The following is a 24,770-nucleotide window of genomic DNA, read 5'->3' as shown; positions in this document are numbered from 1 at the left end:
CTACTCGGCGGCCCGGGGGCGTCGGTCACGTGAGTGTGGTGTGTGCGGACTGCTCGTTCAACGCGAGGTTCGCGGCGATCTCGGCGTTGCGCATCGAGTACTGTGCGGACTGCTGGAGGCTCACCAGCACCTCCCGGGCTTCGAGCAGGTCGGCGTTGTTCATCTCCGGGAGGTCAGCCAGGATGTCGGCCTCGCGGTCCTCGATCGCGCTGAACTGCTCGCGCACCGCCACTGTGGCGTCGTAGTCGCGGTTGACCGCCGCCGAAACGGCGCTGGCGGCGACGTCGTCGACGGCGTCGGTGAACTCGCGGATGCGGCGCATCGTCGCCTGATCGACGTCCAAGGTGTGGCCGTCCGTCGCCATGACGATCTCCGCGATGTCTTCGGCGTTGTCCGCAACGAGTTCGAGGTTCTTCGCGACGCTCCGGTAGCCGACGAGCGGGAACCCCTCGTCGAGCCCGACCGTGCGCGCCAGCCCGGGGTCGTGGTAGGCGGTGAAGATGAGCCGCAACAACAGCACGAAGATCTTGTTGGCCTGTCGCTCCCGGTTGAGCGCGCGCTGTGCGAGATCCGGGTTGCCGTGGGCGAGCGCCTTCACGGCCTCCCCGCGCATCGTCGACCCGGTGTTTTCGAGGCGCTCCAGGAGGTTGTTGAGGTCGAAGTCAGCCGGATCGACCGAACACCGGATGGTGATCCTGGCGGGGGTTTCTTCGACCACCCCCAACCCCATGAGCTGGGTTTCGGCGCTGTAGACCGCGTTGATGTGCGCCGAGTCGAGGGCGGCTTCGCTCTCGACGTGGATGATGCGCCGCCCGAGCACGTACTGACCGACGATGGCGCGCTCGACGGCGTCGGCGTCGAAGTCCGTGGCGTGGATCGTGGCTTCCGTCTCCCCCTGGCGGGCCGACGCCGGGGTGACCGTCAGCGAGCCACGTCCCCCCTCGCGGACGGTCACCTCGTCGCCTTTCACGACGTCCTGGCTGCGCGCCCATTCGGCGGGCAGCGTCATCGCGAGCGTCGACGGGCCGAGTTGCTGAACTTTCCGTGTCCCCATGCCGTACGCAAGTTCGTGCGCGCCCTTAGTTTCGACCCACGGCCGGCTGCATCCCCACAGACACTGTGATCCGGCGTGCTTTTCCGTGACCCAGTCGTATAGATGCACATGGGTTTTGGTAGCTACGATGAGTCCGAGCAGAAAGATCAGAGCGTAGATACGGACGAAGACAAGGGCGTCAGCGTCCACGAGAACGACCACGATGGGGAGGTGTCGTTCGACTCCGAGGCCGACAGCGAGGAACTCATCGACCAGCTCAAATCGATCAAAGACGAGTAACCGCCGTCCTCACACCACGTTCACGAGGCGCTTCTCGAAGCGGCCGGTTCTGACCCGCTGCCAGCCTCGCAGCGACGCGTCTGTGTCCTCGCTGCCGGTATCGACGCGCAACACGCCGGTCTGATCGAGTTTCTGCGGTGAAGCGACGACGCGGACCTCGCTGCGGTCGATGATCGCCGGGGAGATCTGATCGTTGCCGCGCCCGAACACGAACCCCTGGCCGCCGATCGGGGAGACGTACACGACGTTGTCGGTGCCAAGCGCCGCGGTGATCTCGCTGGCGCTGCCGTCGCGCACAACGAGCGCGCCGTCACGGTACACGTCCACACCGAGCGGCGATCCGGAGACGCCGAGCGCGTCGGCGACCTCGGCGAGCGTGCCGCCGGGCCCCAGGACGTACGTCACCCCGTCGCGGACGCTGTCAGCGACGCCAGCGGCCAGCGCGCCGGTGGTACCGGCGTAGGCTTGCTTGGCGGGTTGGAGGGCGTCGGCCCCCTCCGTGACGGGGGTTGCAACGACGCCACGGAGCGTCGTCTGCACCTCGCCGTCGCGGTACGCGCCCTCGTCGATGTCGCTGACCTCCCTGGTGGTGGTGTCTTCGAAGGTCGCCGCAACCCGGCCGGCAGCGGCCGGCTGGACCGCGAACACGGCGGAGTACACCTTCACGCCGGCCGGCACGCCGAGGACGGGCACCGACGCGTCGTGGGCTGTGACGGCGGTCGCGACGTCGGTTGCCGTCCCGTCGCCGCCCACGAACAGGATCACGTCCACACCGTGGTCGATGAACGCCTCGACGGCCGCCCGCGTGTCGGCCGCCGTCGACGCCGGCGTGGTCGGGTGACCCACCACGGTGGGCGTGAACCCGGCGGCCGCGGCGACGCCCCCGCCCATCGGCTCGTCGTAAGTCACAACCGACACGTCGCCGGCGGCGTCACGCAGCGCGTCAAGCGCCGTGCGCGCTCGCTGGGGGGCTCGTTGGTCCGCGCCGCGCTCGCGGGCCTCCGCGACGTTTCCATCGGTGCCTTTGAGGCCGACTCGGCCGCCCATCCCGGCGATCGGGTTCACGACGACGCCGACAGTGCGCATGCGTGACACTGCGACAGCGACCACAAAAAGCCACGCGGTCGCGGCGGCTGGCGTGCGCGAGCGCCCCGCGACGCTCCGCCGCCCGCAGGCTCACCGACCCCCGAAGACAACGCCCAGCAGCCGTGCCTCAACCCGAATGCAGCGGTCCGCGAACGCCGTGACCAGCGGCTGGGCCGCGTAGACGGCCCCGAACCCGAGCACGGACGCAGCGATGCCGCCGGCGATGTCGACGGGGTAGTGGACGCCGACGTAGACGCGGCTGTAGCCTACGAGCGCCGCGACCGCCACGCCGACAACCACGGCCCGCCACCGGTCTTGGAGAGACGCCAGCGGCCACGCGAACGCGAACATGACCGTCGTGTGTTGGCTCGGGAAGGAGTTCTCCGGCGGGCCGGCTAGCAGCGTCTCGTAGCCGGCGGCGTACGGTGCGGGGTGACTGTGGAGTGTGCCCATGCCGTACGAGATCGCGAGCGCGACGACGATTGTGGCGAACACGAACACCGATTTTTGCTTCCCGTCGTGGGTCGTGATCCCGAGCCCCGCGAGGGCGGCTTCGAGCACGGGGATCGGGCGATCGACACCGGGAGCAACCCAGAGAACCACGAGCACGAGCGGCACGAGGAAGACGGCGCGCTCGGCGAGGAACACCATGGCCTCGTTGAGAACCGGCGTGCCCGCGTGGGGCGTGATGAGAGACGCGACGGGTGGCGGGGTCATGTGGGCGTGTGGTCGCACGCACGCGATTAAAAGCGTCGTGGTCCGGTGGACCGTCGCCGTGCTCGGACCCAAGGGTTAAACACGGTCACGACGGAACCACAAGACATGTTCACACCGCTTGAAGCTGGCGCGTCACTCCCACCGAATCTCACTGGCTGGGCGGTCACCGTGCTCGGCCTCGCGTTGGTTGTCGGGTGGCTTGCAGCCTTCTACCGGTGACCCGGCGTTTCACTCCTGAGACACTGCGGTGACGCGGTCCCGGAACCAGTCGGCGGCGGCGCGGACGGTGTCCGCATCAGAATGCTGTATTTTCACGCGGACCCGGTCGCCGGGGTAACTGCCGACGGTCACGTCGTATGCCTCCTGGAGCGCCGCGATCGTGTCGATGAGCGCGCTCTCGGGGGCGTCCACCGACACCTCTTCGGTGTACACCTGTTCGCCGGTGAACTCGTCGGCGACGGTCTCGAACATGCCTTTCATCTCGTCGGGCACGCCCGGCAGCACGTAGACGTTGTTCACGGCCGCACCCGGCGCGACGCCCCGGGGGTTTTCCAGCAGTCGGGCGCCCGCGGGGAGGTGGGTCGTGCCGGTGGTGAGGTCAGCCGCCGAGTAGGTGTCGTGGCGCTGGAAGTACGCCACGGCGTCGGCGTGCTCTGTGAGCTCGCGGTCGAACGCGGACGCGACGGCGTCCATGGTCACGTCGTCGTGAGTCGGCCCGACGCCACCGGTCACGATCACGGCGTCGTACCGCTCGGACAGCGCCGCAACGTCGGCCTGGATCGTCGCCACCTCGTCAGGGATGACGATCGTCCGTGCGACTGTCGCGCCGCGCTCGTGAAGCTGCTGGCCGAGCCACGCGGCGTTCGTGTTCACCGTGTCGCCGGCGAGCAATTCATCTCCGACGGTCACCAACGCCACCTGCATGCAGTCGGGTAGGGGCCGCGTGGAGAAAAGCCCCCTACTTTTCGAGGTCGACCTCCGACGCCACGCGCTCGGACTCGAGCTGCCGGATCTGGAGCCGATAGTAGATGACGCCGCCGGCCCCGACGAGGCCCAACAGGACGGCGAGCCCGGCGAACAGCATGGCGTTGCGCTGGCTGTAGTAGCTGATCCGGATCCGGTCGGCGGGCACCGAATCCCACGCCAGGCGCACCCGATCGTCGTCGATCCGGCGGTCGTATCCGCCGGGCTGGACGGAGCTGATGATCGGGAGCGAGGCGCGCATTCCACGGGGTAGTGTCACCGAATGCGATCCGTTGACGACCACCGGGATCACGGTCTGTGATCCGTCCGCGGGGGCCGTGTACGCGAACGTACCGTTGGTCGCGGGGAACGTCGCGACCAGCGCGGAGTCCGTGGTCGAGACGTTGATCGCGTCGCTGCCGACGACTGTGCCGTTGGGGTGTCGGAACGCGACCGCCGAGATGTCCGTCGGCGCGGCGTCACCACGCCCGGCGGGCCGACCGATGGTCACGTTCTGTCGGTCCGTGACCGACGCCACGACGGTGTACGTGTCACGGGACATGTTCACCGCGACCGGGGCGGTGTGTGACCACTCGTAGGTGGCGTTCTGGGCGAGCTGCTCGTCGGACGGGGTGGCAGCCGACTGGGGGCCGCCGAAACCAGCACAGCCGGCGGTGACGGCGAGCGCGGCGACCGCGAGCGCGACCCAGAGCGCCCTCATGGCACGACGGCAAGGAGCTCCGACGGGAGGTGTTGGCCGATCGCGGCCAGCAGTCCCGGCGGATCAGTGGAGTCCTTGCAGATGACGCTCTGTTCGAGCAGCCCGATTCGCTCGACGGTGACGATGTCGCGGGCGTGGCCCGCGCGGTTGACTGTCGCCCGCACCTCGCCGCGGGTGGCGCTGTTCACGTTCAGCCGCCCCGACCCACGGGTCCACTCGTAGAGACGGTCGCGCTCGGCGTCCGCGAGCGCCGCCGGCCCGTCGTCGTCGTGGACGAACCGCAGCGGCATGTGCTGGACGAGCCCGAACCGCTCCCGGATCTGGCTGGGGGTGCCCGGCCCGAGGTCGAGCTCCGCGGCGGGGACGCGCACGTCCTCGCCGGCGTCGAGCACGATGCCGTCGTCGTCCCAGGACGCAAGCGTCCCGACGTACGTCTCTCCGGATTCGAACTCGGGTGTGATTTCGCCCCAGGACTCCACCAGCGCGTTGCGGGCGGCGACCTCGTCCGGGCCCTCCAGGGTGACCGTCGGGAAGTCGTCGTGTCGAACGCCGACATCGACGGTGACCGCGAGGGAGCCGATGTCGTTGCCGACGAGCGACCGGAGCCCGTCGAGGGCCCGCTCACGGGCGTCGCCGCTGACGTAGACTTTGGTTGCGAGTACGACCATTAGGCCTCCACGGCGAGTTCCGAGCGCAGTCGCTCGATGCGGTCGTCCATCGCGTCAACGAGGTCGGTGTTCTCCATGGCTTCGACGGCGGAGCCACACTCCGGACACTCGAACCCGAGGTCCATCGCCTCGCCGAACTCGAAGCGGATCGAACAGACCTCACAGAGGTAGAACTCGTTTTCGAGTTCGTACTCGCGGCGGTCGACGAGCGCCTCCAGCAGTCGGTCCATCTCCTCGCGGAGGTTCCCCGGCACGTTCTCGTACTGGAACGTCCAGAGATACGTGAGCCACCCCGAGTCCTCGTCGCGGACCCGGCGGTAGGTCGCGAGGTCGTTCTCGTAGAGGATGAACAGCGCGCGCCGCACGTCGTTGAGCTCCAGCCCGAGTCGCTCGGCGAGTTCCTCGTCGGTCACCTCGCCGTCCGGCGGCGCGGCCGCGACGGGCATCCCCTTCGGTCCGACCAGCTCGTGGAGGTACTTCTGTACCACGGGGTCGTCAAGTAAGTCCTCAAAAGCCATTGTTGAAACCGGCGGTCGGAGCGCCATTAAGTCTTGTTACTCCGGGGGCGTTCGTGGGCGCTGCGAGGCCGCGAACGGCTTTCGTGGCCGGTGCTCGTCAGTGAATACTGTGACTGGAGTGCTCGCTGCCGCGCGCCGAGGCGGTCCTGTTCCGTGTCGCGCTCGGTGAGCCCTGGCCGACGACTGTCGCCGCGACCGCCGCCGGCGGCTAGTCGCCGTCGCCGGCGGCCGCACCCTCGGCGTGGTCGCCGTCCTCGACGTCGACGACGTGCTTGCCGAGTTCCTCGGGGATCACGCGGCGCTCGGCGTTCTCGTAGCCCTGTTCGAGTTCGCGGCCGTCGAACAGCCGGTCGAGGAAGACCGCGAGCCCGGCGACCTCGCTGTGGGGCTGGTTCGTCACGCCGACGTTCCAGTCGGCGGCCTCGTACACATCCCCGGGCACTTTCTCGCCGCCGACGACGACCAACACCGGCTCCTCGCGGTGGATGGTGCGGATCTCGTCGTCGACGGACTGGAGCTGTTCGCCGTACATCGTGAGATGGACGACCGCGCCCGGCCAGTCCTCGATGGTGGCGTTCAGTTCCGTCGTCCGTTCGACATCGAACGGGCCGCCGAACCGGCCGGTGATGTCGCGGACTGTCTCGGCGGCCTGGGTCGCGTTGTCGGGGAACAGCACGCGGTCCGCGCCGAGCGCGCGCGCCGTCAGCCCGACGTGTGTCGTCATGCGGTCGTCCCGGCCCGGCCGATGGCCGTACCGGAGGACCGCGACTTCGGGAGGGGACTGCATGCGTCCCGGAAGGTGTGCCGTCGGGGTACGCGTTTCGGAACGGCCCATGCGGTGTGCCGTGTGGACGATGGTCCACACCCGGATCGGAATGTCTATGCCCGCCGGCGTTGTACCAGTAGGGGAGCTGATCTTTGCACATGTCTTTCCAGTTTTGGCCGTGTCTGTCACCCCTCGCAGGGCTGGCGGTGGTAGCGTGAATCCGAGCCGCGTCGACAGCCTCACCGACCTCGCGTACGGCGTGTTGATCTTTGCTGCGGTCGGACTGATCCTGCGCGTCGGAACGAAAACCGGCGTTGCGTTCGGGTTCGGCGTGCTGGCGGCCTACGTGTTGCACATCGCATGGAAGATGGCGCGCTTCGATCCCGAGTGGATGACGCGGACCGTCGACGAAACCGTCACGGAGACTGTCGAGGAGTCCATGGACGAAGCCGTCGAGCAAACCATGGGCGAAACCGTCGAGCGAACCGTCGACGAGACTGTCGGTGAGACCGTCGAACAGACTGTTGATGAGACGGTCAGCGAAACCGTCGAGGAGACGGTCAAGGAGTCCGTCGAATCCACGGTCGACGAAACCGTGGGTGAGACCGTCGAGCAAACCGTCGACGAGACTGTCAGCGAAACCGTCGAGGAGACTGTCAAAGAGTCCGTCGAGGAGACCGTGGATGAGACGGTCAGCGAGACTGTCGAGGAGTCGGTCAAACAGCAAGTCGAGGAGTCGGTCAACGAGACGGTCGAAGAGACCGTCGAACAAACCGTCAAAGAGACCGTCGACGAGCGGCTCGCCGCAGCGGACGTGCAGCCGGGCAACGACGACGAACCCGGCGACGACGAGGACGGGGCCGAGCCGTGATCGGTGCGCGGACGCGACACACTGGGGGCGGCCATGATTAGCGCGCTGCTCGGGGTGGGGTTGGTTGTTGCGGCGTTCGTCGGTTTCAACGTGGGCGGATCGACGACCGGGCCGGCGTTCGGCCCGGCCGTGGGTGCGGACGCGCTGTCGAAGCCGACGGCAGCCGGCCTGATGACCGTGTTCTTCTTCATCGGGGCGTGGACGCTCGGTCGCCGCGTCGTGGACACGCTGGGCACGGAGCTGCTGCGCCAGCCCGGCATCTTCACCCTGGAGGCCAGCATCGGCGTGCTGTTTTTCATCGGACTGGCGTTGTTCGTCGGGAACTACGCCGGTGTGCCGGCATCGACGTCGATGACCGCCGTCGGTGCGATCGCGGGCCTCGGATTGGCGCGTGACGCCCTCGACGTCGCAGTCATGGGTGAGATCGTGATCTGGTGGGTGGTCGCGCCCGTCATCGGCTTCTGGGTGTCGCTGATCATCGGCCGATACTTCTACGCGCGGCTCCACCGCCGGGTGGCCATGAACCGCACGGAGGGCGCGCTCCTCCGGGTCGACCGGACGGGCGCGATCCCGACGGTGCGGCCGGCGGAGAACACGAACCGCCGGGAGTTGTTCGGCGTGGTCACGGTCATCACGATCGGGTGTTTGATGGCGTTTTCCTCCGGCACGTCGAACATCGCGAACGCCATCGCACCGCTGGTCGGCAGCGGCGTGGTGGGGATGAACCCCGCCATCCTCCTGGGGTGTGCCGCGGTCGGCGTCGGCTCGTTCACGATCGCGCGCCGGACCCTCGAAACGATGGGCAGCGATATCACCGAGCTGCCGCTGACGGCCGCCATCGTGGTGGCGTCGGTGAGCGCGACGCTGGTGATCTTCCTGTCGGCGATCGGGATTCCGGCGAGCTTCGTGGTCATCGCGACGGTGAGCATCGTCGGGCTCGGATGGGGGCGTGCGACCCGCCCGGTGAGCGTGCAAAGCGCGGTCAGCGGGGACTCCGACGTGGCGGTGTCTGTCGGCGGGTTGGCCGCCGACGACCCCGACGAGGCGGTGCCGGCCATCGGCGAGGAACAGCCCGAGGACATCCCGAGTGCGGGCGACCTCTTCGACCCGGGGACGACCGTGCGGGTGATCGCGATGCAGAACCTGGTGCCGATTGTGGGCACCGTCAGCGCGTACCTGGCGTTTCGGTTCCTCCCGATCTGGGGGTTTTAGCGGCCGGGACGGCGCGCCTGGCCGTGGCGGGTGCGGCCGGGCAATCAGAACGCACTTGTCGTGGGGGCCAGAGCGTCCGGTATGGAACTCACTGGGAAGCGGATCGTTGTGACGGGCGGTGCAGGACTCGTGGGCAGCCACGCAGCGGGCGCGCTGGCCGACGACAACGACGTGCTCGTGGCCGACGACCTCTCGAAGGGCAGCCGGGCGGCGGTTCCGGACGGCGTCGAGTTCCGACGCCGGGACATGTGTGACCCCGACGACGTGGCGGACGTCATCACGCCGGACGTGGACATCGTGTTCCACTTCGCGGCGTACACGGACACGAACTACGAGCAGCCCCGACAGCTGTTCGAGGAGAACGGGGCGATGACGTACAACGTGCTCGAACGGATGGCGGCGGTCGGCGTCGACCGGTTCGCGTTCACGTCGTCGTCGACGGTGTACGGCGAAGCGCCGATGCCCACGCCCGAGGATTACGCGCCCCTGGAGCCGATCTCGGTCTATGGCGCGTCGAAGCTGGCCGACGAGGGACTGATCTCGACGTACGCCCACACTCACGGGATCACGTCGTGGGTGTATCGGTTCGCGAACATCGTGGGGCCGCGCCAGCGCGGCACCGTCGTCCCGGATTTCATTCAGAAGCTGCGGGCGGACCCGGAGACGCTGACGATCCTGGGGGACGGCCGTCAGGAGAAGTCATACCTGCACGTCGAGGACTGCGTGGACGCCATGACGCACGTGATCGAGCACGCCCCGTCGCGGCCGCTGAACGTGTTCAACCTGGGGACGCGGACCACCACGTCGGTCACCGCGATCGCGGACCTCGTCAGCGACGAGCTCGGCGTCGATCCGGCCTACGAGTACACGGGCGGCGACCGCGGCTGGACCGGCGACGTGCCGCGGATGCGGCTGTCAATCGAGAAGCTGGCCGCGCTGGGGTGGGAGCCGACACGAGCGAGCGACGAGGCAGTGCGGACGGCGGCCGCGGAGCTGGCGGCGGAACTCAGTGGGGACGAAGCGTAGCGTGGAGGTGGGCGGCTGGCAGCGGGGTTTGCGGGGGTGTTAGTTCCGGGCTGTGGGGTGGCCGTCACTGTCGTCGGCAGGGGTGGGCACGTACTGGTCTTCCCACTCGCGGCGGGATTGGAGCTCGCGTTTCCCGCGGTCGGTGAGCAGGTAGTGGTTGGTTCGTTCGTCGGCTTTCGTTTTCTCCAGGAGGCCCTTGTCGACGAGCGTGTCGAGGTTGGGGTAGAGGCGCCCGTGGTTGATGTTGCCTGTGTAATACGTTTCGAGATCGGATTTGATGTCGAGGCCGTTCGGGGTGTCGAGCCCGGCGGCGACCACGAGCAAATCCCGCTGGAATCCAGTGAGGTCGTCCATCTCTCCAGGTGAAGTAGAACACCCCCACTGTATTAAGTACTCTGGCAGAAGTGTCAAATACAAGTCTTTTCGCGTTACTGTTCGACCCGGGGCGGAGTGAGAAGCTCCGAGTCCGCGAGGCCGGCGCACGCCCCCACGATCGTGAGCACACGCTCTGGCGTGAAGAACTCGGGGGTGTGGGATTCGGCGTCGACGATGCCGACGACGTCGTCGCCAGCGAGGACGGGACAACAGCATTCGCTGGCGACGGCGCTGTCGCGCTCGTTGCCGGGACCGTCGTGGGCTGCGGTGTCGTCGACAACCACAGCCTCCCCGCTGCGTCCCACAGCGGCGTTGGTCGAGCGGGCAGCAACCGAGTCTGTGAGCGGGACGACGGCGCGTGACGGCGCACCCGTGTAGGCTTCCTTGACGAGGATCGGGTGGCCGTCGCTGTCGGCTGCACGCCGGTAGATCCCCAGCCAGTCGACGGGGAGTTCCTCGGCGAGCGCGTCGACAGTCCCGGCGAGCGCAGCGAGGCGGGCGGTGTTGGGGTGGTCGCGGAGCTGTTCGGGGTCGTATTCGAGCCCACAGATCGGCGCGAGGTTGTACTGGTCGTCCGCGGGGCCGACGTCACGCGCCGTGCCGGGAGTCGACTCGGACGGCACGGGGTACGTGTAGTGGTCTTCGACGGCCGCCGTGGTGATCGTCGTGTGGGGCGGCCGTGCAACCAGCGCCGCGCCGCGGTGGGCGGCGTCCGAGGCCGCATCCGCGTACTCCGGGAGGCCGATGGCCCGGAGATACGAGTCGTGGTCCATGCTACCACCTTTGTACCGCCGGTATTTATGTGCACTCACTGGTGGGATATGCCGGGGTCGGTCGGGCGCGGAACGTGACACAGCCCGAACTATTCTGCGGTCTGTGACGGGGGCGGTCGTTGTGTCGAGGTTCCACCCGGAAATATCCGGATGGGGACGCGGTCGTGTGCCGGGCGTCCCTGAATCCGGGCGTATGACGTGTGCCAACGGGCAACGCACTTATGTGTTACCAATCCCCATAATTATATGAGTGCCGGTGTCCCGCCCAGCGACCGCCCCCACACCCCACATCTGACCCACCTCGGTCGCACACCCGGGCGAGCCACCGAGACACACACCCACCATGACTGAAACCCTCGACCGACTCAGCGAGCAATACGCGGAGTCAGTGCCAGCGGACCTCCGAGACACCCAGAGCTTCCAGTGGTACCTGGACACCCTCTACGACGACCCCACGGTCGCCCGCAACGCCCACCAGCGGCTCGCGGACATGTTCGACTACTACGGCAAGACGACTGACGACGACGGGGTCGTCGAGTACCGGCTTGCATCCGAGGACCCGCTGGGCGAGGGTGCGAACACGTTCTTCGGTCGGGAGGTCCACGAATCCATCCACGAGTTCGTCAACAAGGTCAAAAGCGGCGCTCGGGGGCTCGGCCCTGAAAAGCGCATCATCCTCCTGCTCGGGCCCGTTGGCTCGGGGAAATCAGACGTCGACCGCCAGGTCCGCCGCTATTTCGAGGACTACACCGCACAGCGCGAGGGGCGGCTGTACACGTTCCGCTGGACCGATCTCTGCTCGGTCATCGACGACCAGGACCCCAACGACGACACCATCACCTCCCCGATGCACCAGGACCCGCTCGTGTTGCTCCCGGAGGCCCAACGCCAGCAGGTCATCGACGACCTCAACGAGGACCTCGACGCGCCGTACTCGCTGCGCAACAGCCAGAGCCTCGACCCCGAAAGCGAGTTCTACATGGACGAGCTGCTCGCGCACTACGACGACGACCTCCAGGCCGTCCTGGAATCCCACGTCGAAGTGGTGCGGCTCGTCGCCAGCGAGAACCGCCGCGACTGCATCGAGACGTTCGAGCCCAAGGACAAGAAAAACCAGGACGAAACCGAGCTCACGGGCGACGTTAACTACTCGAAGCTCGCGGTCTACGGCGAGAGCGACCCACGGGCGTTCGACTACGCCGGCGCGTTCTGCAACGCCAACCGCGGCATCTTCTCCGGCGAGGAGCTGCTGAAACTCCAGCGGGAGTTCCTCTACGACTTCCTGCACGCCACCCAGGAACAGACCATCAAGCCGAAGAACAACCCCCGGATCGACATCGACCAGGTGATCGTCGGGCGCACGAACATGCCCGAATACCAGGACAAGCGCGCCGACGAGAAGATGGAGGCGTTCAACGACCGCACCAAGCGTGTGGACTTCCCGTACGTCCTGGAGTACGACCGGGAGGCCAAGATCTACGAGAAGCTGCTCGGGAACGCCGACGTGCCGGACATCCACGTGGAGCCACACACGCTCACGATGGCCGGGCTGTTCGGCGTGCTCACGCGCATCCGCGAGCCCGACACCGACGCCATCGGGCTCTTGGAGAAGGCCAAAGCGTACAACGGGGAGCTCGATGACATCGACGACGTCGACCCGGAGAAGCTCCGCGAGGAGGCCGAGGTCACCGGTGATCGGGAGGGCATGGACGGCGTCAGCCCGCGGTTCGTCGGCGACGAGATCGCCGCCGCGATCATGGAGTCGATGGACCGCGACCGCGGGTTCCTGTCGCCGCTGACGGTGTTCAACCGGGTCGAGGACAACCTCCCCCAGCACGGATCGATCCCCGAGGACCACGTCGCGGACTACCAGCGCGTCCTCGAACAGGTCCGCGAGGAGTACAAGGAGCGCGCCATCGAGGACGTCAGGCACGCCCTCGCCTACGATCTCGACGAGATCCAGCGCCAGGGCGAGAAATACATGGACCACGTGATGGCGTACATCGACGACGACACCGTCGCCGACGAGCTCACGGGCCGCGAGCAGGAGCCCGATGAGACGTTCCTGCGCGCCGTCGAGGAGCAACTCGGCGTGCCCGGCGACCGCAAAGACGACTTCCGCCAGGAGGTGTCGAACTGGGTGAGCCGGCGCGCCCGCGAGGGCGAGCCGTTCGACCCCCAGGACAACGACCGACTGCGCCGCGCCTTGGAGCGGAAGCTCTGGGAGGACAAGAAGCACAACATCAACTTCTCGGCGCTGGTGTCGAACGCCGACGTCGACGAGGAACAGGACAACGAGTGGGTGGCGGCGCTCGTCGACCGCGGGTACAGCGAGGACGGTGCCCGTGAGGTCTTGGAGTTCGCCGGCGCCGAGGTCGCGAAAGCGGAACTGGAATCGTGACAGACTACATTGGGCGGGCGAACCGCGCGCTGCGGGACGCCTACGACGAGCCGATGAGCCTCGCCGAGTACGTCGACCGGGCGTTCGAACAGCCGTTAGCCGCCGCCCACGCCAGCCGGTACCTGCTGGCGGCGATCGAGAGCGCGGGCACCCGGGAGGTCGTGGAGAACGGCGAGCGCGCGCAGCGCTATCGGTTCTTCGACGACCCCCACAACGACGGCGAGCACGCGGTCCTCGGGAACACGGCGACGCTGAACGCGTTCGTCGACGACGTGCGCGCGATCGCGGCGGGCCGCGGCAAAGCCGAGACCATCCTGTGGTTCGCCGGGCCGACGGCCACCGGGAAGTCGGAGCTGAAGCGGTGTCTGATCAACGGGCTCCGGGAGTTCTCGAAGACCGACGCGGGCCGGCGATACACCATCGAGTGGAACGTCTCGGACGCCGACCGCGGTCCGGGGTTGACCTACGGCGAGGAGCCCGTCGACCGCGAGGACGACTGGTATGAGAGCCCCGTGCAGGCGTCGCCGCTGTCGGTGTTCCCGACGGACGTCCGCGAGGACGTGCTCGCGGACGTCAACGACCACCGCGAGGACGCCGACGCGTTGCGCGCCGACGCCGACCTGCCGCCGTTCTCCCGGGAGGCCTACGACCACCTCGAACAGCAGTACCGCCGCGAGGGCGTCGCGGACGTGTTCGCGGCGGCGACCGACCCCAAGCATTTGCGCGTGAAAAACTACGTCGTGGAGCGCGGCCAGGGGATCGGCGTGTTGCACTCCGAGGACGCCGGCAGCCCGAAAGAGCGCCTCGTGGGGTCCTGGGTCGCGGGGTTGCTCGGGCAACTGGATTCGAAGGGGCGCAAGAACCCCCAGGCGTTCAGCTACGACGGCGTGCTCTCGCAGGGCAACGGCTGTCTCACCATCATGGAGGACGCCAGCCAGCACGCCGACCTGCTACAGAAGCTGTTGAACGTGCCCGACGAGCGCCGCGTGAAACTCGACAAGGGGATCGGGATGGACCTGGACACGCAGCTGGTCGTGATCTCGAATCTGGACCTGGAAGCGCAGCTGAACAAACACGACGACCGGCAGGGGTTCGACCCGCTGAAGGCGTTGAAGCGGCGGCTGTCGAAACACGAGCTCGGCTATCTCACGTCGATCAGTCTCGAAGCCCAGTTGCTGCGCCGGGAGCTCACCGGTGACGCCGGCGTGTGGACGGCCACGGACCCGGAGGTGTTGGCCGAGCGCGCCGCACAGCCGGTGACGGTGTCGGTGCGCGACGATGACGGGGAGACGGAGCGCGAGCTTGCGCCGCACACGATCGAGGCGGCCGCGCTGTACAGCGTCGTGACACGGCTCGACGACGACGACCACGGCGACGAGCTGTCGCTGGTCGAGAAGGCGTTGCTGTTCGACCGAGGGTACGTCGGCAGCGGGGAGGACCGCCGGGACGCGAGCGAGTTCGACCTCGCTGACGGTGCCGACGGTGCCAACGGGATCCCGGTGACGTACACGCGGGACGTGCTGGCCGATCGCCTGCACGCGGACGCCGACCGCAGCCACCCCGACCTCGCGGTCGAGCGGGTCATCACGCCCGGTGACGTGCTGTCCGGGATGGTCGACGGGCTGTCGTCCGCGCCGGTGTTCTCCGACGCCGAGCGCGCGGAGTTCAACGACCGGGTGGCGGTCGTGGAGGCGTACATCCACGACCAGCAGGCCGAGGACGTGCGCGACGCGGTGCTGGCCGGGGAGGGAGCGAGCGAGTCGGCGGTCGAGGAGTACGTCGACAACGTCCACGCGTGGGCGACCGGCGACACCGTCGAGAACGCGCGCGGCGAGCAAGCGGAGCCGGACGCGCTGTCGATGAAGCTGTTCGAGACGGAGACGCTGGGGCGCTTTGACGCCGACACCCACTACCACGGCAACGACCCCACGCCGGCCGTCGAGACGTTCCGCGAGGACACCGTGATGACGGCGGTGACTCGCCACGCCTGGGAGCACCGCGACGACGAGTTCCACGCCCACGACGTGGATCTGTCGACGGTGCCGGTGTTGCGCGACGTGCTCGCGGGCAACGACTGGGACGACGTCAAGCGCGTGCACCCGGAGTTCGACCCGACGCAGTGGGCGGACCCGCCGGAGGGCACTGACACGGCCGCGGTCAAGGCGGACGCCATCTCGTTTCTGGTGTCCGAGCGGGGGTATTCGCGGGCGAGCGCCGAGCTGGCGTCCCGAAGCGTGATCTCGGAGGTGACGGACGAATGGGACTGAGAGAGGACCGCGAACGGTTCCACGAGATCGGTGAACAGCGCCGCCAAGACCTCGCGGAGTTCATCCAGTACGGCGATCTGGGGGGCAGCGGCCCCGACGCCGTGCGGGTGCCGATCAAGCTCGTGGACCTGCCCGCGTTCGAATACGACCAGCTCGACCGCGGCGGGGTCGGGCAGGGCGACGTCGACCCCGGCGATCAGGTCGGGGAGCCCGACGAGGCCGGCGAGGGTGACGACGACGAGGCCGGCGACGAGAGCGCCGACCACGAGTATTACGAGATGGACCCCGAGGAGTTCGCGGCGGAGCTCGACGAGCGCCTGGGGTTGGATCTCGACCCGAAGGGGAAGAAGGTGGTCGCGGAGACGGAGGGCGCGTTCAACGAGACCGCGCGCCGTGGCCCGCGTGGCACCCTGGATTTCGCGCACCTCTACAAGCAGGGGTTGAAGCGCAAGATCGCGATGGACTTCGACGAGGCGTACGTCACGGCGGCGTTGCGGGTCGACGGCTGGGGGGTCGATGCGGTGTACACCTGGGCGCGCGAACAGCACATCCCGGTGTCGCGGGCGTGGATCGCCGAGCGCGCCCGCAGCCCCAGCCCGGACGACGACGCCGGCCGAGTTGTCGACGACGCGGTGTGGGCGTCGATCGACGCGATGGAGGCGGCGGTCGACGTCGAACCCACGCGGACCCGGATCCGGCGCGGCGGCCCGGGACGGGTGCCGTTGCGGCGGGAGGACGAGCGGTTCCGGCATCCGAAGGTCGTCGAGCACCGCGAGCGCAACGTCGTCGTGGTGAACATCCGCGACGTGTCGGGGTCGATGCGGGAGTCCAAACGCGAGCTCGTCGAGCGGACGTTCACCCCGTTGGACTGGTATCTCACCGGGAAGTACGACAACGCCGAGTTCGTGTACATCGCCCACGACGCCGACGCCTGGGAGGTCGACCGCACCGACTTCTTCGGGATCCAGTCCGGGGGCGGCACCCGCATTTCGACCGCCTACGAGCTCGCCGAGAGCGTGCTCGACGAGTACCCGTTCTCGGAGTGGAACCGGTACGTGTTCGCGGCCGGCGACGGGGAGAACAGCCACGACGACACCGAGGAGAACGTGATCCCGTTGATGAACGACATCGACGCGAACCTGCACGCGTACGTCGAAACACAGCCCACCGATGGCGTCCAGACGGGCACGCACGCGGGCAAAGTCCGGGACGCGTTCGGCGACACCGACAACGTCGCCGTGACGACGGTCACCGAGCCCGATGACGTGATGGGTGCCATCGAGACGATTCTCAGCACAGAGGACAATGACACGGCCTGATCCAGCCAAGCACGCGGCGGCCCAGACGCTCGACGAGCCGGCCCGGGAAGCCAACGCGCTCGCCCGGAAGCTCGGCCTCGACCCATACGACGTGCAGTATTGGGTCGTGGACCACGACGAGATGAACGAGCTCATCGCCTACGATGGGTTCCAGACGCGGTATCCACACTGGCGGTGGGGGATGAAATACGAGAAACAACGCAAGCAGACGCAGTTCCTCGGCGGGAAGGCGTTCGAGATCGTGAACAACGACGACCCCTCGAACGCGTTCCTGCAGGTGAGCAACGACCTCGCGGATCAGAAGGCGGTGATCACGCACGTCGAGGGGCACGCGGATTTCTTCAACAACAACCAGTGGTTCGGGCTGTTCGCGGACGGCGAGGGGCCGGACGCGGCGGCGATGCTGGAGCGCCACGCCGACCGCGTGGCGTCGTTCCTGTCGGACCCGGAGATCGGCCGGGAGTCCGTCGAGCGGTTCATTGACACGGTGTTGACCATTGAGGACAACATCGAATACCGGCGGGCGTTCGACCGGGACGCGGAGGGCGGTGATCCGGACGCGCTGGCGGAGACGCTGGCGTCGCTTGGCGTCAGCGAGGAGGTCCGCGACGAGGTGTTCACGGAGACCTGGCTGGACGACATTGCGGCGGTCGACGACAGCGTGCAGTTCCCCGAATCCCCCGAGTACGACCTGCTGGCGTTCCTGCGCGATCACGGGCAGGCCTACGACGAGGACGCCGAGAAGGCGGCGGCCTTCGAGGACTGGCAGCGCGAGCTCCTGGAGTTGCTGCGCCGGGAGGCGTACTACTTCGCCCCCCAGCGCACCACGAAGGTGATGAACGAGGGGTGGGCGGCGTACTGGGAGTCGATGATGATGGGCGAGGAGGCGTTCGCGGGCGACGACGAGTTCCTGAGCTACGCCGACCACCAGGCCCGGGTGCTGAACAGTCCGGGGTTCAACCCGTACAAACTCGGGAAGGAGCTGTGGGAGTACGTGGAGAACCGCGCCAACCGGCGGGCGGTGCTTGAGCACCTGCTGCGCGTGGACGGCGTGACGTGGCGGAACTTCCACGACACGGTCGACACCGCGGACGTGGTGGACACGTTGGCACCACCGGCCGCGGTGGCGGCCGTCGCGCCCGACGAGTTGGATGCCGTCGAGTCGCTGCCGGACGCGTACGTCGACTGGCAGGGGCTTGCGGCCGCCCGGGAGCGCGAGATCGACGTCCAGCGGTATCCGTGGAAGCTGTTCACCTACGAGGGGCTTGCCCACCGGCATTACTCGCTGGCGAAACCCCAGTACCGGGGGTTCCTGGGGCGCGTGACGCGCGACGAGTTGGAGTCCGTGAGCCGATACCTCTTCGACACGGCGCGGTACGCCAGCGTCGAGGCGGCGCTGGCGGACGTGCCGGTGACTGCGGGGTGGGATCGCATGTACAGCGTCCGGGAGAGCCACAACGACGTGACGTTCGTCGACGAGTTCCTCACCCAGGAGTTCGTGGACGCCAACGAGTATTTCGCCTACGAGTTCAGCCAGACGCGGGGTGATTTCCGGGCGACCAGCACCGACGCCGCGGACGTGAAGCGCAAGCTCCTGTTGCGGTTCACGAACCTCGGAAAGCCGACGATCGCGGTGTACGACGCGAACCACGAGAACCGCGGCGAGCTGTTGCTCGGCCACGAGTACAACGGCGTGATGTTGGACCGCGAACAGGCCGAGGCGACGCTACAACGCGTCTTCGAGCTGTGGGGGCGGCCCGTGGTGTTGCACACGATCACGAAACGCGTCACGGACAGCGAGCGGAAGCGCGCGCGCCGCAACGACCGCGAGCCCGAACCCGAAGAGGTGGGGGTCGCGTTGCGGTACGACGGCGAGTCGGTCAGCCACGCCGAGCTCGACTGGGAGACCGTCGAGCACCTGGCCGCGGACGACCTCGATTACGACACGAAACCCGACGAGTGGCTGTGAGCGCGCGCCGTCAGGTCGTGATGACGGTGACCGCGCCGTCGAATTCGAGGATGATGCGCTGGGTGACGTCGCCGAAGATGGCTTTCCCGGTTGGGGAACGCTTCCGGCCGGCGATGAAGATGTGGTCGGCGTCGCGGTCGTCGGCCAGCGCCAGGATCTCGTCGCCCTTGTCGCCGACGCGGCCGACGGATGTCGGCTCGATGTCGACATCGGAGAGCACGTCACGGCCGATGTCGGAGGCGAACTTGCGCGCGCCGTCGGTGGCTTCGTCGATGGTGTACGTGACGTCGAAATCCGGGATGTTGGCCATCGATTCGCGGCGCTCGCCGTACTCGGTTTCGGTGGTGACGTGTAACAACAGGAGGTCAGCGCCAACGCCCGCGGCCAGTTCGCCGGCTTCTTCGACGAGTTGCTTGGCGGAGTCGCTGGCTTCGACGACTGCGATCGCTCGATCCATACCTGAGACCGCTTGTGCGGCAACCATAAAACATGGGGCGGTCGCTGGGTATGAACAACGCATTTGTACGCGAGGGGAGAACGATCAGTGATGAGTCTCCGGCACCTAATGGCGGAGGTACGGGGCCGCGAGAAGGCACTGACGGTCTACGCACCGGCGGGTGACGGCGTCGTCACTGCCGTGCGCGAGTACTTTTCGTCCCAGCACGTTGCCATCGAGCACGAGCCGACCGAGGACGCGCTGCGGGCGGTCCTCGCGGACGCCGACGGGACGCAGCTGGCGTCGGTTGACGCGCCGGCGCTGCGCGAGTTGGCGTCCCGGGACCTCCACAAGGTGGGCGACGAAGCACCGTACAGCCCGCTGTTGGAGCACCTCGATCACACCACGTTCACCTCCTACGACCGGCGCCAGATGACGATGGCGTCCCGGGAGATCGAGGATCGGGCGTGGCGCGCCAACAGCGGCCAGCTTCACACGGGGTTCCAGCGGCTGTCGAACGTGCGAAAGGAGCGTGACACCTACGAGCAGCTCGCGGCGTGTGATCTCTCCGTGCACGTCTACGGCGTGCCGGACGCGGAGCTCGGTGACACGTCGTTTGCGGTGCACGCCCCGGAGAGCGACGAGCTTGCGGTGTCGTGGTTCGTGCTCTACGACGGGGGCACCGACCGCGCGCAGTCCTCGGCGTTGCTGGCCGAGGAGCGCGCCGACGGCGGGTTCTATGGGTTTTGGACGTACGACCCGGCGCTCGTACAGCGCGCGCTTGAGGCGGTGACGGGCTACCAGCAGCCGGCGTGAGTACCCGCCGGTGTCACTCGTAGGCGCGGGCGCGCCACGCCGTGGTGAGTGCGACCGACAGCACGGCCACGCCGTAGCCGGCGACCACCACGACGGAGTCCCGGCCCGCTGCCCGGAGCACGGTGAACGCGAGCGTCGCGACTGCGAACGCGGCGAGCGACACCGCGACCACGGTGGACAGGGCCGCGGGATCGCTGGCGGCGTCCGCGTCGTACAGCGGCACCACAGTCATTGAGCCGGCGCGGAGCAGCCCCCAGCTGGCGGCGAGCAGTCCTCCCGTGAGCAGTCCGTACGGTAACGCGGCCACCACCCCCATACGAATCCCTGTGGGAGGCCCGCTTTAACGCTTACCGGTATTTGTGGATCGCGGGGTTCAACGGCGGGCGGGGTGTAGGCGGCGGCATGCGCGATCTGTCACACGCACTGGGGTCGGGCGAGCCGTATCCCGGTGATCCGCCCGCAGCGGTGACGCCACACGCCACGATGGCGGCCGACGGCTACCGGGTGTCGGCGGTGGCGTGTAGCACGCATTCGGGCACGCACATCGACGCCCCGAGTCACCTCCTCGCTGACGGGCGGTCCCTGGACGCCTTCGACGTGTCGGCGTTCCGGTTCGACGCGCACGTCGTCGACTGCACCGGTTACGGCCCCGGGGACGCCATCCCCGTGGATCGCGTGCCATCACTGGACGGCCACAATATGGTAGTGTTCAACACCGGGACGGCCGCGGACTGGGGCCGCACCGAGTACTACGAGCACCCGCACCTGAGCGTGGCCGCCGCCGAGCGCTGCGCCGACGCCGGGTGCGCCGTCGCGGTGGACGCGCCCAGCGTGGACCCGACCCGAACAGCGCCCGCGGGGGAGTCATCCGACGCCGCGGCGTATCCGGCCCACCGCGCGCTCCTGGGTGCGGGAGCGCTGATCGTTGAGAACGTGACGAACCTCGACGGGCTCCCCGAGCGCGTCCCGGTCCAGGCGTATCCGCTGCCGGTTGCGGCCGACGGCGCGCCCGCTCGCGTGGTCGCAGCGCCGTAGCCGGCTGCGGGTCAGGCCGTGCCGCGATCGTCCACGAACCCGGATTTGAACGCGATCCAGCCGAGCACGCTGATGAACAGGATCGGCGGCAGGATGACGAACCCCCAAAGCGGATCCAGCCCCCAGCCGAGCAGCAGGACAACGTCGAGCAGGCCCAACAGCAGGAACGGGAGGATGGCAACCGCCGCCTGTTTGCGGCTCCCGATGCGGTTGTCGGTCGGCGTGGGTACGTCCATACGCTGTGTTCGTCGGCGACGCGCAAAAACGATCCGGCTCGCTGTGGATGGGACCGCGAGCGTTTTGCTTGTCGGGCCCCCACGCGGTCGTATGACCGAACGCGTGACGCATGAGACAGTCCAGTCGGGGCGTGGCTCCGTCGTGCGGGCTGGCGGTACGCGGCGGCTGGCGGTCCAGGTGCCGGCTGACAGCGCCGCGTCGCTGCCGGTCGGCGACGTGGTGCGGGTCGTGTTGGATGGCTCCGAACACCACGCCAGCGTGGCCGCAACGGCCGACGACACGCCTGTCATCCGGGGCGCGTACGCGACCCCGCGGCTCGCGCGCCAGCCCAACGGCGCGGACAACGAGCTCGCCGCGTGGCTCGCCGACGCCGGCCTGGAGGCTGGGCGGTCGGTACACGTCGACGTCGTGGCTGCCGGGTTCAAATACGGCCTGCGTGCACCCGGGGAGACGGCGACCTACGAGTCGACCGGCACGCCGGACGAAGGCCTGGCTGACATCGCCGCGTCGCTCGGGGACGGCGACGGCGCGTGAACCGCCTAAGCTAGCACCGGGACGCCGGTGATTTCGAAGCGCGCACCGCGGTCGGCGGGCGCGTCATCGCCTGCCGGCACCGCAGTGATCGACCAGCCGTGCGCGTCGGCGATCTCGCGCACGATCGCGAGTCCGAACCCGGTGCCGGTGTCGGTGCCGGAGACGCCGCGTTCGAAGACGGTGTCCGCGGCGTCGCGTTCGATGCCGGGGCCGTCGTCCTCGACGTAGAACCCCTCCGGGGTGGACCCCACCCGGATGGTGACGTCGTCGCCGGCGTGCTCGACGGCGTTCCGGAACAGGTTCTCGAAGAGCTGCTGGAGGCGTCCGGGGTCGGCGTCGACGTCGATGGCTGCGGCGTCGTATTCGACGCTGGCGTCGGGGGCGTTGATCGACGCCCAGGCGTCGGCGGCGATCTCCGCGAGCGTGGTGCGCTCGGTTTCGGCGACGAGCTCGCCCTGCCGCGACAGTGCGAGCACGTCCTCGACGAGGCTGTCCATGCGGTCGAGGGCGTCGGCGGCGCGGTCGAAGTGCTGGTGCTCGCCGGTGTTCCTGGCGAGTTCGAGGCTGCCTTTCGCGACGTTCAGCGGGCTGCGGAGGTCGTGGCTGACGATGCTGGCGAACTGTTCGAGGCGGTCGTTTTTGCGTTCGAGGGCTTGTTCGTGGCGCTTGCGCTCGGTGATGTCACGGATCGACGCCAGCACCGCGGGGTCACCCTCGTAGGTGATGGTGGTCGTCGACACTTCGCACTGCCTGATGGTGCCGTCGGGGCGCTGGACGCGCGCGTCGAAGGTGTCGTGGTCGTCGCCGGGCACGGCGTCGTCGGTGATGGGGGTGAGTGCGTCGTGGTCGTCGGGGTGAACGAGATCGCTGGCCGCCAGGTCGAGGAGCGTCGACTCGTCGCGGCCGAACAGCTCGGTGGCGGGCTCGTTCACGAACGCGAAGCCGTCGCGGGTGTGGATGGTGACGGCGTCGTGGCTCTGTTCGATGAGGGTGCGGTATTTGCGCTCGCTCTCGCGCAGCGCGTGCGCCGACCAGAGGCCGCTGAGGGTTTCGCCGACGTGGGCCATCAGGAGCTCGACGACTTCGGCGTCGCGGTCGTCGAACGCGTTCTCGCGCTCCGCGGCGGCCTGGAACACGCCGAGGTCCTTGACCGGGACGCTGAGCAGCGACCGGTAGGCGTCCTTTGCCGGGGCGGCGTCGGGCCTGGCGTGGAGGTCGTCAACGATGATCGTGGTGGTGTCCTGGTAGGTTTGGCCGGCGATGCCTTCGTCGTCGGGGAGGCGCTGGGAGTCGGCGGCGTTGAGGCTCGTGGAGAGCGCGACCGGTTCGAGGACGCCGTCGCGGGCGATGTCGATGCCGCAGATGTCGAACTCGAGGATGTTCTCGGCGGCGTCGATGGCGAGCTGGTAGATGGCGCGCTCGTTTTCGCAGCCGATCATCTGTGCGGCGATGCTGTGGAGTTTCCGGAACTGGCGCTGTTCGACGTCGAGGTCGTCCGCGAGGCTGTCGCGCGCCGCTTCGGCGGTGAGTTTCGCCGCGGCGAGGCCGATCGTCTGTCCGACGGCGCGGAGGTCGTCCGTAGGGGCTGGCGTGTCGTCGGCGATGTGGACCGAGAGTGTGGCGTAGCGGTCGTCGCCGTCCAGGATGGGGACGTGGCATTCACGTCCCCCAGCGGTGTCGACGGTGGTGACGCCGGCCGACGGCGCAGTGGGTACCGTCGGGATGGCCGCGGAGTCGGTGTCCCCGGCGGTGGCGTGGACGGTGGGCGCAGTGGGGTCGTCGGACTGGGTGTAGACGTAGGCGTACGTGGTGCCGGTGTTGGCAGCGGCGTCACAGACGCCGTCGTAGAGCGCCGTGGTCGAGTCAGCGGTGTGTGCTGCTGCGCGGATGGCCGACCGCAGGTTCCGGTGAACGTGCATTCGTCAGTTTGCGTTGGCGCTGCCTTCGGGGTCCTGGGGTGTAAGGTCGTGGAATGCGGCACGGAAGTCGTCGTGGCTGAACTCGGACACCGTGTCGGTGAGATCGGCCCGAAGGGCGTCGATGCGGTCGTCGAGGTCGTCGTAGGCGTCGGTGTCGGCGGCGTCCGGGTTGGTTTCGAGGAGGGCGCGCTTGGACAGCAACGCGTACAGCTCCTGGAGGTCGTCGCTGTACGCCAGCCGATCCCGCAGCGTCTCGACGGTGCGGTGGAGGTCGTCGCTGTCGACCGGCTTGACGAGGTATTCGTCGAACCCCATGGCGATCACGTCCGTGGTGGGTTCGACGCCGGTGACCATGGCGACGCGGCAGTCGTGGCCGTCGGCACGGATCTCCGCGAGCACGTCGTCGCCGGAGAGCCCCGGCATGCGGCGGTCGAGGAGTACGATATCGACGTGGTCGTCGATTACGTCGAGGGCAGCAGCCCCTGATGTGGCTGTCTCGACGGGGTAGTCGTCGGCGAGCCAGGCGGCGTAGACGTCTGTGAGGGCTGCATCGTCGTCGACGATGAGCACGGTGCCCGCTTGTGAACTCATAGAACTGGCCGTTCGTGCTACGTTGGGTGGACTGGCGTTATATGTCTTTCACTGGTGGGGAGTCGGCAACGGGGGTCGATTACTGGATGCTACCACCGCAATATACAGTGATAAGCCTTTCGCTAAGTGGAGACACACCGACGGTAACGTTTTGGTTACCCCAAAGCACCAGTCAGTGGCCGTGATAACCGTTTCCTACGCCGATACGGTTTCCCAA

General features: G+C 68.0%; 26 protein-coding genes. 11 read left to right on the top strand and 15 right to left on the bottom strand.

Annotated features, from left to right (window positions below):
* Positions 1–25: 25 nt before the first annotated feature.
* Positions 26–1,054 carry a phosphate signaling complex PhoU family protein gene (locus tag ACOZ32_RS08240; RefSeq protein WP_010902535.1) on the bottom strand — a complete coding sequence of 343 codons (1,029 nt, stop codon included), beginning with the start codon at positions 1,052–1,054 and terminating at the stop codon, positions 26–28.
* Positions 1,055–1,162: 108 nt separating this feature from the next.
* Here ACOZ32_RS08240 and ACOZ32_RS08235 point away from each other — a divergent pair, with 108 nt between their 5' ends.
* Positions 1,163–1,333, top strand: a complete 171-nt coding sequence (locus ACOZ32_RS08235; RefSeq protein ID WP_012289220.1) for a DUF5786 family protein — start codon at positions 1,163–1,165, stop codon at positions 1,331–1,333.
* A 9-nt stretch (positions 1,334–1,342) separates the two neighbouring features.
* On the opposite strand, the gene ACOZ32_RS08230 is transcribed toward ACOZ32_RS08235, so the two are convergent.
* The 7 genes from ACOZ32_RS08230 to ACOZ32_RS08200 all read right to left on the bottom strand — a co-directional run bounded on the left by ACOZ32_RS08230 (position 1,343) and on the right by ACOZ32_RS08200 (position 6,793).
* Positions 1,343–2,419 carry an ATP-NAD kinase family protein gene (locus tag ACOZ32_RS08230; RefSeq protein WP_205251629.1) on the bottom strand — a complete coding sequence of 359 codons (1,077 nt, stop codon included), beginning with the start codon at positions 2,417–2,419 and terminating at the stop codon, positions 1,343–1,345.
* A gap of 90 nt (positions 2,420–2,509) precedes the next feature.
* Positions 2,510–3,136, bottom strand: coding sequence for an undecaprenyl-diphosphatase (locus ACOZ32_RS08225; RefSeq protein WP_205251628.1), 627 nt, complete (start codon positions 3,134–3,136; stop codon positions 2,510–2,512).
* A 228-nt stretch (positions 3,137–3,364) separates the two neighbouring features.
* Complete coding sequence (locus ACOZ32_RS08220) at positions 3,365–4,060, bottom strand: competence/damage-inducible protein A (protein WP_205251627.1); 696 nt, start codon at positions 4,058–4,060, stop codon at positions 3,365–3,367.
* A gap of 34 nt (positions 4,061–4,094) precedes the next feature.
* Complete coding sequence (locus ACOZ32_RS08215; RefSeq protein ID WP_010902529.1) at positions 4,095–4,820, bottom strand: DUF5803 family protein; 726 nt, start codon at positions 4,818–4,820, stop codon at positions 4,095–4,097.
* Complete coding sequence (locus tag ACOZ32_RS08210; RefSeq protein WP_010902528.1) at positions 4,817–5,488, bottom strand: DUF2110 family protein; 672 nt, start codon at positions 5,486–5,488, stop codon at positions 4,817–4,819. The genes ACOZ32_RS08215 and ACOZ32_RS08210 overlap by 4 nt, the downstream gene beginning before the upstream one ends.
* Positions 5,488–6,006: a transcription factor gene (locus ACOZ32_RS08205; protein WP_012289219.1), complete on the bottom strand. Its 519-nt coding sequence runs from the start codon at positions 6,004–6,006 to the stop codon at positions 5,488–5,490. Before ACOZ32_RS08205 ends, ACOZ32_RS08210 begins: the two co-directional genes overlap by 1 nt.
* 208 nt (positions 6,007–6,214) lie before the next feature.
* On the bottom strand, positions 6,215–6,793 hold the full coding sequence (locus tag ACOZ32_RS08200; RefSeq protein WP_424335129.1) for a tRNA (cytidine(56)-2'-O)-methyltransferase: 579 nt from the start codon (positions 6,791–6,793) through the stop codon (positions 6,215–6,217).
* Between the two features lie 193 nt (positions 6,794–6,986).
* Here ACOZ32_RS08200 and ACOZ32_RS08195 point away from each other — a divergent pair, with 193 nt between their 5' ends.
* The 3 genes from ACOZ32_RS08195 (at position 6,987) to ACOZ32_RS08185 (ending at position 9,881) form a co-directional block, all read left to right on the top strand.
* A complete protein-coding gene (locus tag ACOZ32_RS08195) occupies positions 6,987–7,643 on the top strand; it encodes a hypothetical protein (RefSeq protein WP_205251625.1) in 657 nt (218 codons plus the stop codon).
* A gap of 33 nt (positions 7,644–7,676) precedes the next feature.
* Positions 7,677–8,855 carry an inorganic phosphate transporter gene (locus ACOZ32_RS08190; RefSeq protein WP_010902524.1) on the top strand — a complete coding sequence of 393 codons (1,179 nt, stop codon included), beginning with the start codon at positions 7,677–7,679 and terminating at the stop codon, positions 8,853–8,855.
* Positions 8,856–8,936: 81 nt separating this feature from the next.
* Positions 8,937–9,881 carry an NAD-dependent epimerase/dehydratase family protein gene (locus ACOZ32_RS08185; RefSeq protein ID WP_285271113.1) on the top strand — a complete coding sequence of 315 codons (945 nt, stop codon included), beginning with the start codon at positions 8,937–8,939 and terminating at the stop codon, positions 9,879–9,881.
* 39 nt (positions 9,882–9,920) lie between these two features.
* Here the strand turns inward: ACOZ32_RS08185 and ACOZ32_RS08180 are convergent, their stop codons facing one another.
* Both ACOZ32_RS08180 and ACOZ32_RS08175 read right to left on the bottom strand, forming a co-directional pair.
* A complete protein-coding gene (locus ACOZ32_RS08180; protein WP_010902522.1) occupies positions 9,921–10,235 on the bottom strand; it encodes a PadR family transcriptional regulator in 315 nt (104 codons plus the stop codon).
* A gap of 74 nt (positions 10,236–10,309) precedes the next feature.
* Positions 10,310–11,029 (bottom strand): GAF domain-containing protein, encoded by a 720-nt coding sequence (locus ACOZ32_RS08175; protein ID WP_205251623.1) that lies wholly within the window; start codon positions 11,027–11,029, stop codon positions 10,310–10,312.
* 343 nt (positions 11,030–11,372) lie between these two features.
* Here ACOZ32_RS08175 and ACOZ32_RS08170 point away from each other — a divergent pair, with 343 nt between their 5' ends.
* The 4 genes from ACOZ32_RS08170 to ACOZ32_RS08155 are packed head-to-tail and all read left to right on the top strand — an operon-like array spanning position 11,373 to position 18,985.
* Entirely contained in the window at positions 11,373–13,430 is a 2,058-nt protein-coding gene (locus tag ACOZ32_RS08170; RefSeq protein ID WP_010902520.1) for a PrkA family serine protein kinase, read from the top strand.
* A 53-nt stretch (positions 13,431–13,483) separates the two neighbouring features.
* Complete coding sequence (locus ACOZ32_RS08165) at positions 13,484–15,697, top strand: PrkA family serine protein kinase (RefSeq protein ID WP_010902519.1); 2,214 nt, start codon at positions 13,484–13,486, stop codon at positions 15,695–15,697.
* Positions 15,688–17,016, top strand: a complete 1,329-nt coding sequence (locus ACOZ32_RS08160; protein WP_285270577.1) for a YeaH/YhbH family protein — start codon at positions 15,688–15,690, stop codon at positions 17,014–17,016. Before ACOZ32_RS08165 ends, ACOZ32_RS08160 begins: the two co-directional genes overlap by 10 nt.
* A complete protein-coding gene (locus ACOZ32_RS08155; protein ID WP_285271112.1) occupies positions 17,003–18,985 on the top strand; it encodes a SpoVR family protein in 1,983 nt (660 codons plus the stop codon). Before ACOZ32_RS08160 ends, ACOZ32_RS08155 begins: the two co-directional genes overlap by 14 nt.
* Before the next feature lie 10 nt (positions 18,986–18,995).
* On the opposite strand, the gene ACOZ32_RS08150 is transcribed toward ACOZ32_RS08155, so the two are convergent.
* Positions 18,996–19,442: a universal stress protein gene (locus ACOZ32_RS08150; protein ID WP_012289215.1), complete on the bottom strand. Its 447-nt coding sequence runs from the start codon at positions 19,440–19,442 to the stop codon at positions 18,996–18,998.
* 90 nt (positions 19,443–19,532) lie between these two features.
* Here ACOZ32_RS08150 and ACOZ32_RS08145 point away from each other — a divergent pair, with 90 nt between their 5' ends.
* Positions 19,533–20,237, top strand: coding sequence for a DICT sensory domain-containing protein (locus ACOZ32_RS08145; protein WP_010902515.1), 705 nt, complete (start codon positions 19,533–19,535; stop codon positions 20,235–20,237).
* A 13-nt stretch (positions 20,238–20,250) separates the two neighbouring features.
* Here the strand turns inward: ACOZ32_RS08145 and ACOZ32_RS08140 are convergent, their stop codons facing one another.
* Positions 20,251–20,553 (bottom strand): hypothetical protein, encoded by a 303-nt coding sequence (locus tag ACOZ32_RS08140; RefSeq protein WP_010902514.1) that lies wholly within the window; start codon positions 20,551–20,553, stop codon positions 20,251–20,253.
* Positions 20,554–20,639: 86 nt separating this feature from the next.
* Between ACOZ32_RS08140 and ACOZ32_RS08135 the strand changes: the two genes are divergently transcribed.
* Entirely contained in the window at positions 20,640–21,272 is a 633-nt protein-coding gene (locus tag ACOZ32_RS08135) for a cyclase family protein (protein WP_285271111.1), read from the top strand.
* Positions 21,273–21,283: 11 nt separating this feature from the next.
* Here ACOZ32_RS08135 and ACOZ32_RS08130 read toward each other — a convergent pair whose 3' ends face one another.
* Positions 21,284–21,508, bottom strand: coding sequence for a hypothetical protein (locus ACOZ32_RS08130; RefSeq protein WP_010902512.1), 225 nt, complete (start codon positions 21,506–21,508; stop codon positions 21,284–21,286).
* A gap of 91 nt (positions 21,509–21,599) precedes the next feature.
* Here ACOZ32_RS08130 and ACOZ32_RS08125 point away from each other — a divergent pair, with 91 nt between their 5' ends.
* Complete coding sequence (locus tag ACOZ32_RS08125; RefSeq protein ID WP_285271110.1) at positions 21,600–22,043, top strand: DUF7112 family protein; 444 nt, start codon at positions 21,600–21,602, stop codon at positions 22,041–22,043.
* A 5-nt stretch (positions 22,044–22,048) separates the two neighbouring features.
* Here the strand turns inward: ACOZ32_RS08125 and ACOZ32_RS08120 are convergent, their stop codons facing one another.
* Both ACOZ32_RS08120 and ACOZ32_RS08115 read right to left on the bottom strand, forming a co-directional pair.
* Positions 22,049–23,962 carry a PAS domain S-box protein gene (locus ACOZ32_RS08120; RefSeq protein WP_424335128.1) on the bottom strand — a complete coding sequence of 638 codons (1,914 nt, stop codon included), beginning with the start codon at positions 23,960–23,962 and terminating at the stop codon, positions 22,049–22,051.
* A gap of 3 nt (positions 23,963–23,965) precedes the next feature.
* A complete protein-coding gene (locus tag ACOZ32_RS08115) occupies positions 23,966–24,553 on the bottom strand; it encodes a response regulator (protein WP_205251619.1) in 588 nt (195 codons plus the stop codon).
* Between the last annotated feature and the right edge of the window lie 217 nt (positions 24,554–24,770).

Origin of the sequence: Halobacterium sp. MBLA0001 (assembly GCF_049705385.1) — an archaeon.
In the GTDB taxonomy this organism is placed as follows: domain Archaea; phylum Halobacteriota; class Halobacteria; order Halobacteriales; family Halobacteriaceae; genus Halobacterium; species Halobacterium salinarum.
This window is presented reverse-complemented; position numbering and strand designations above follow the sequence as displayed.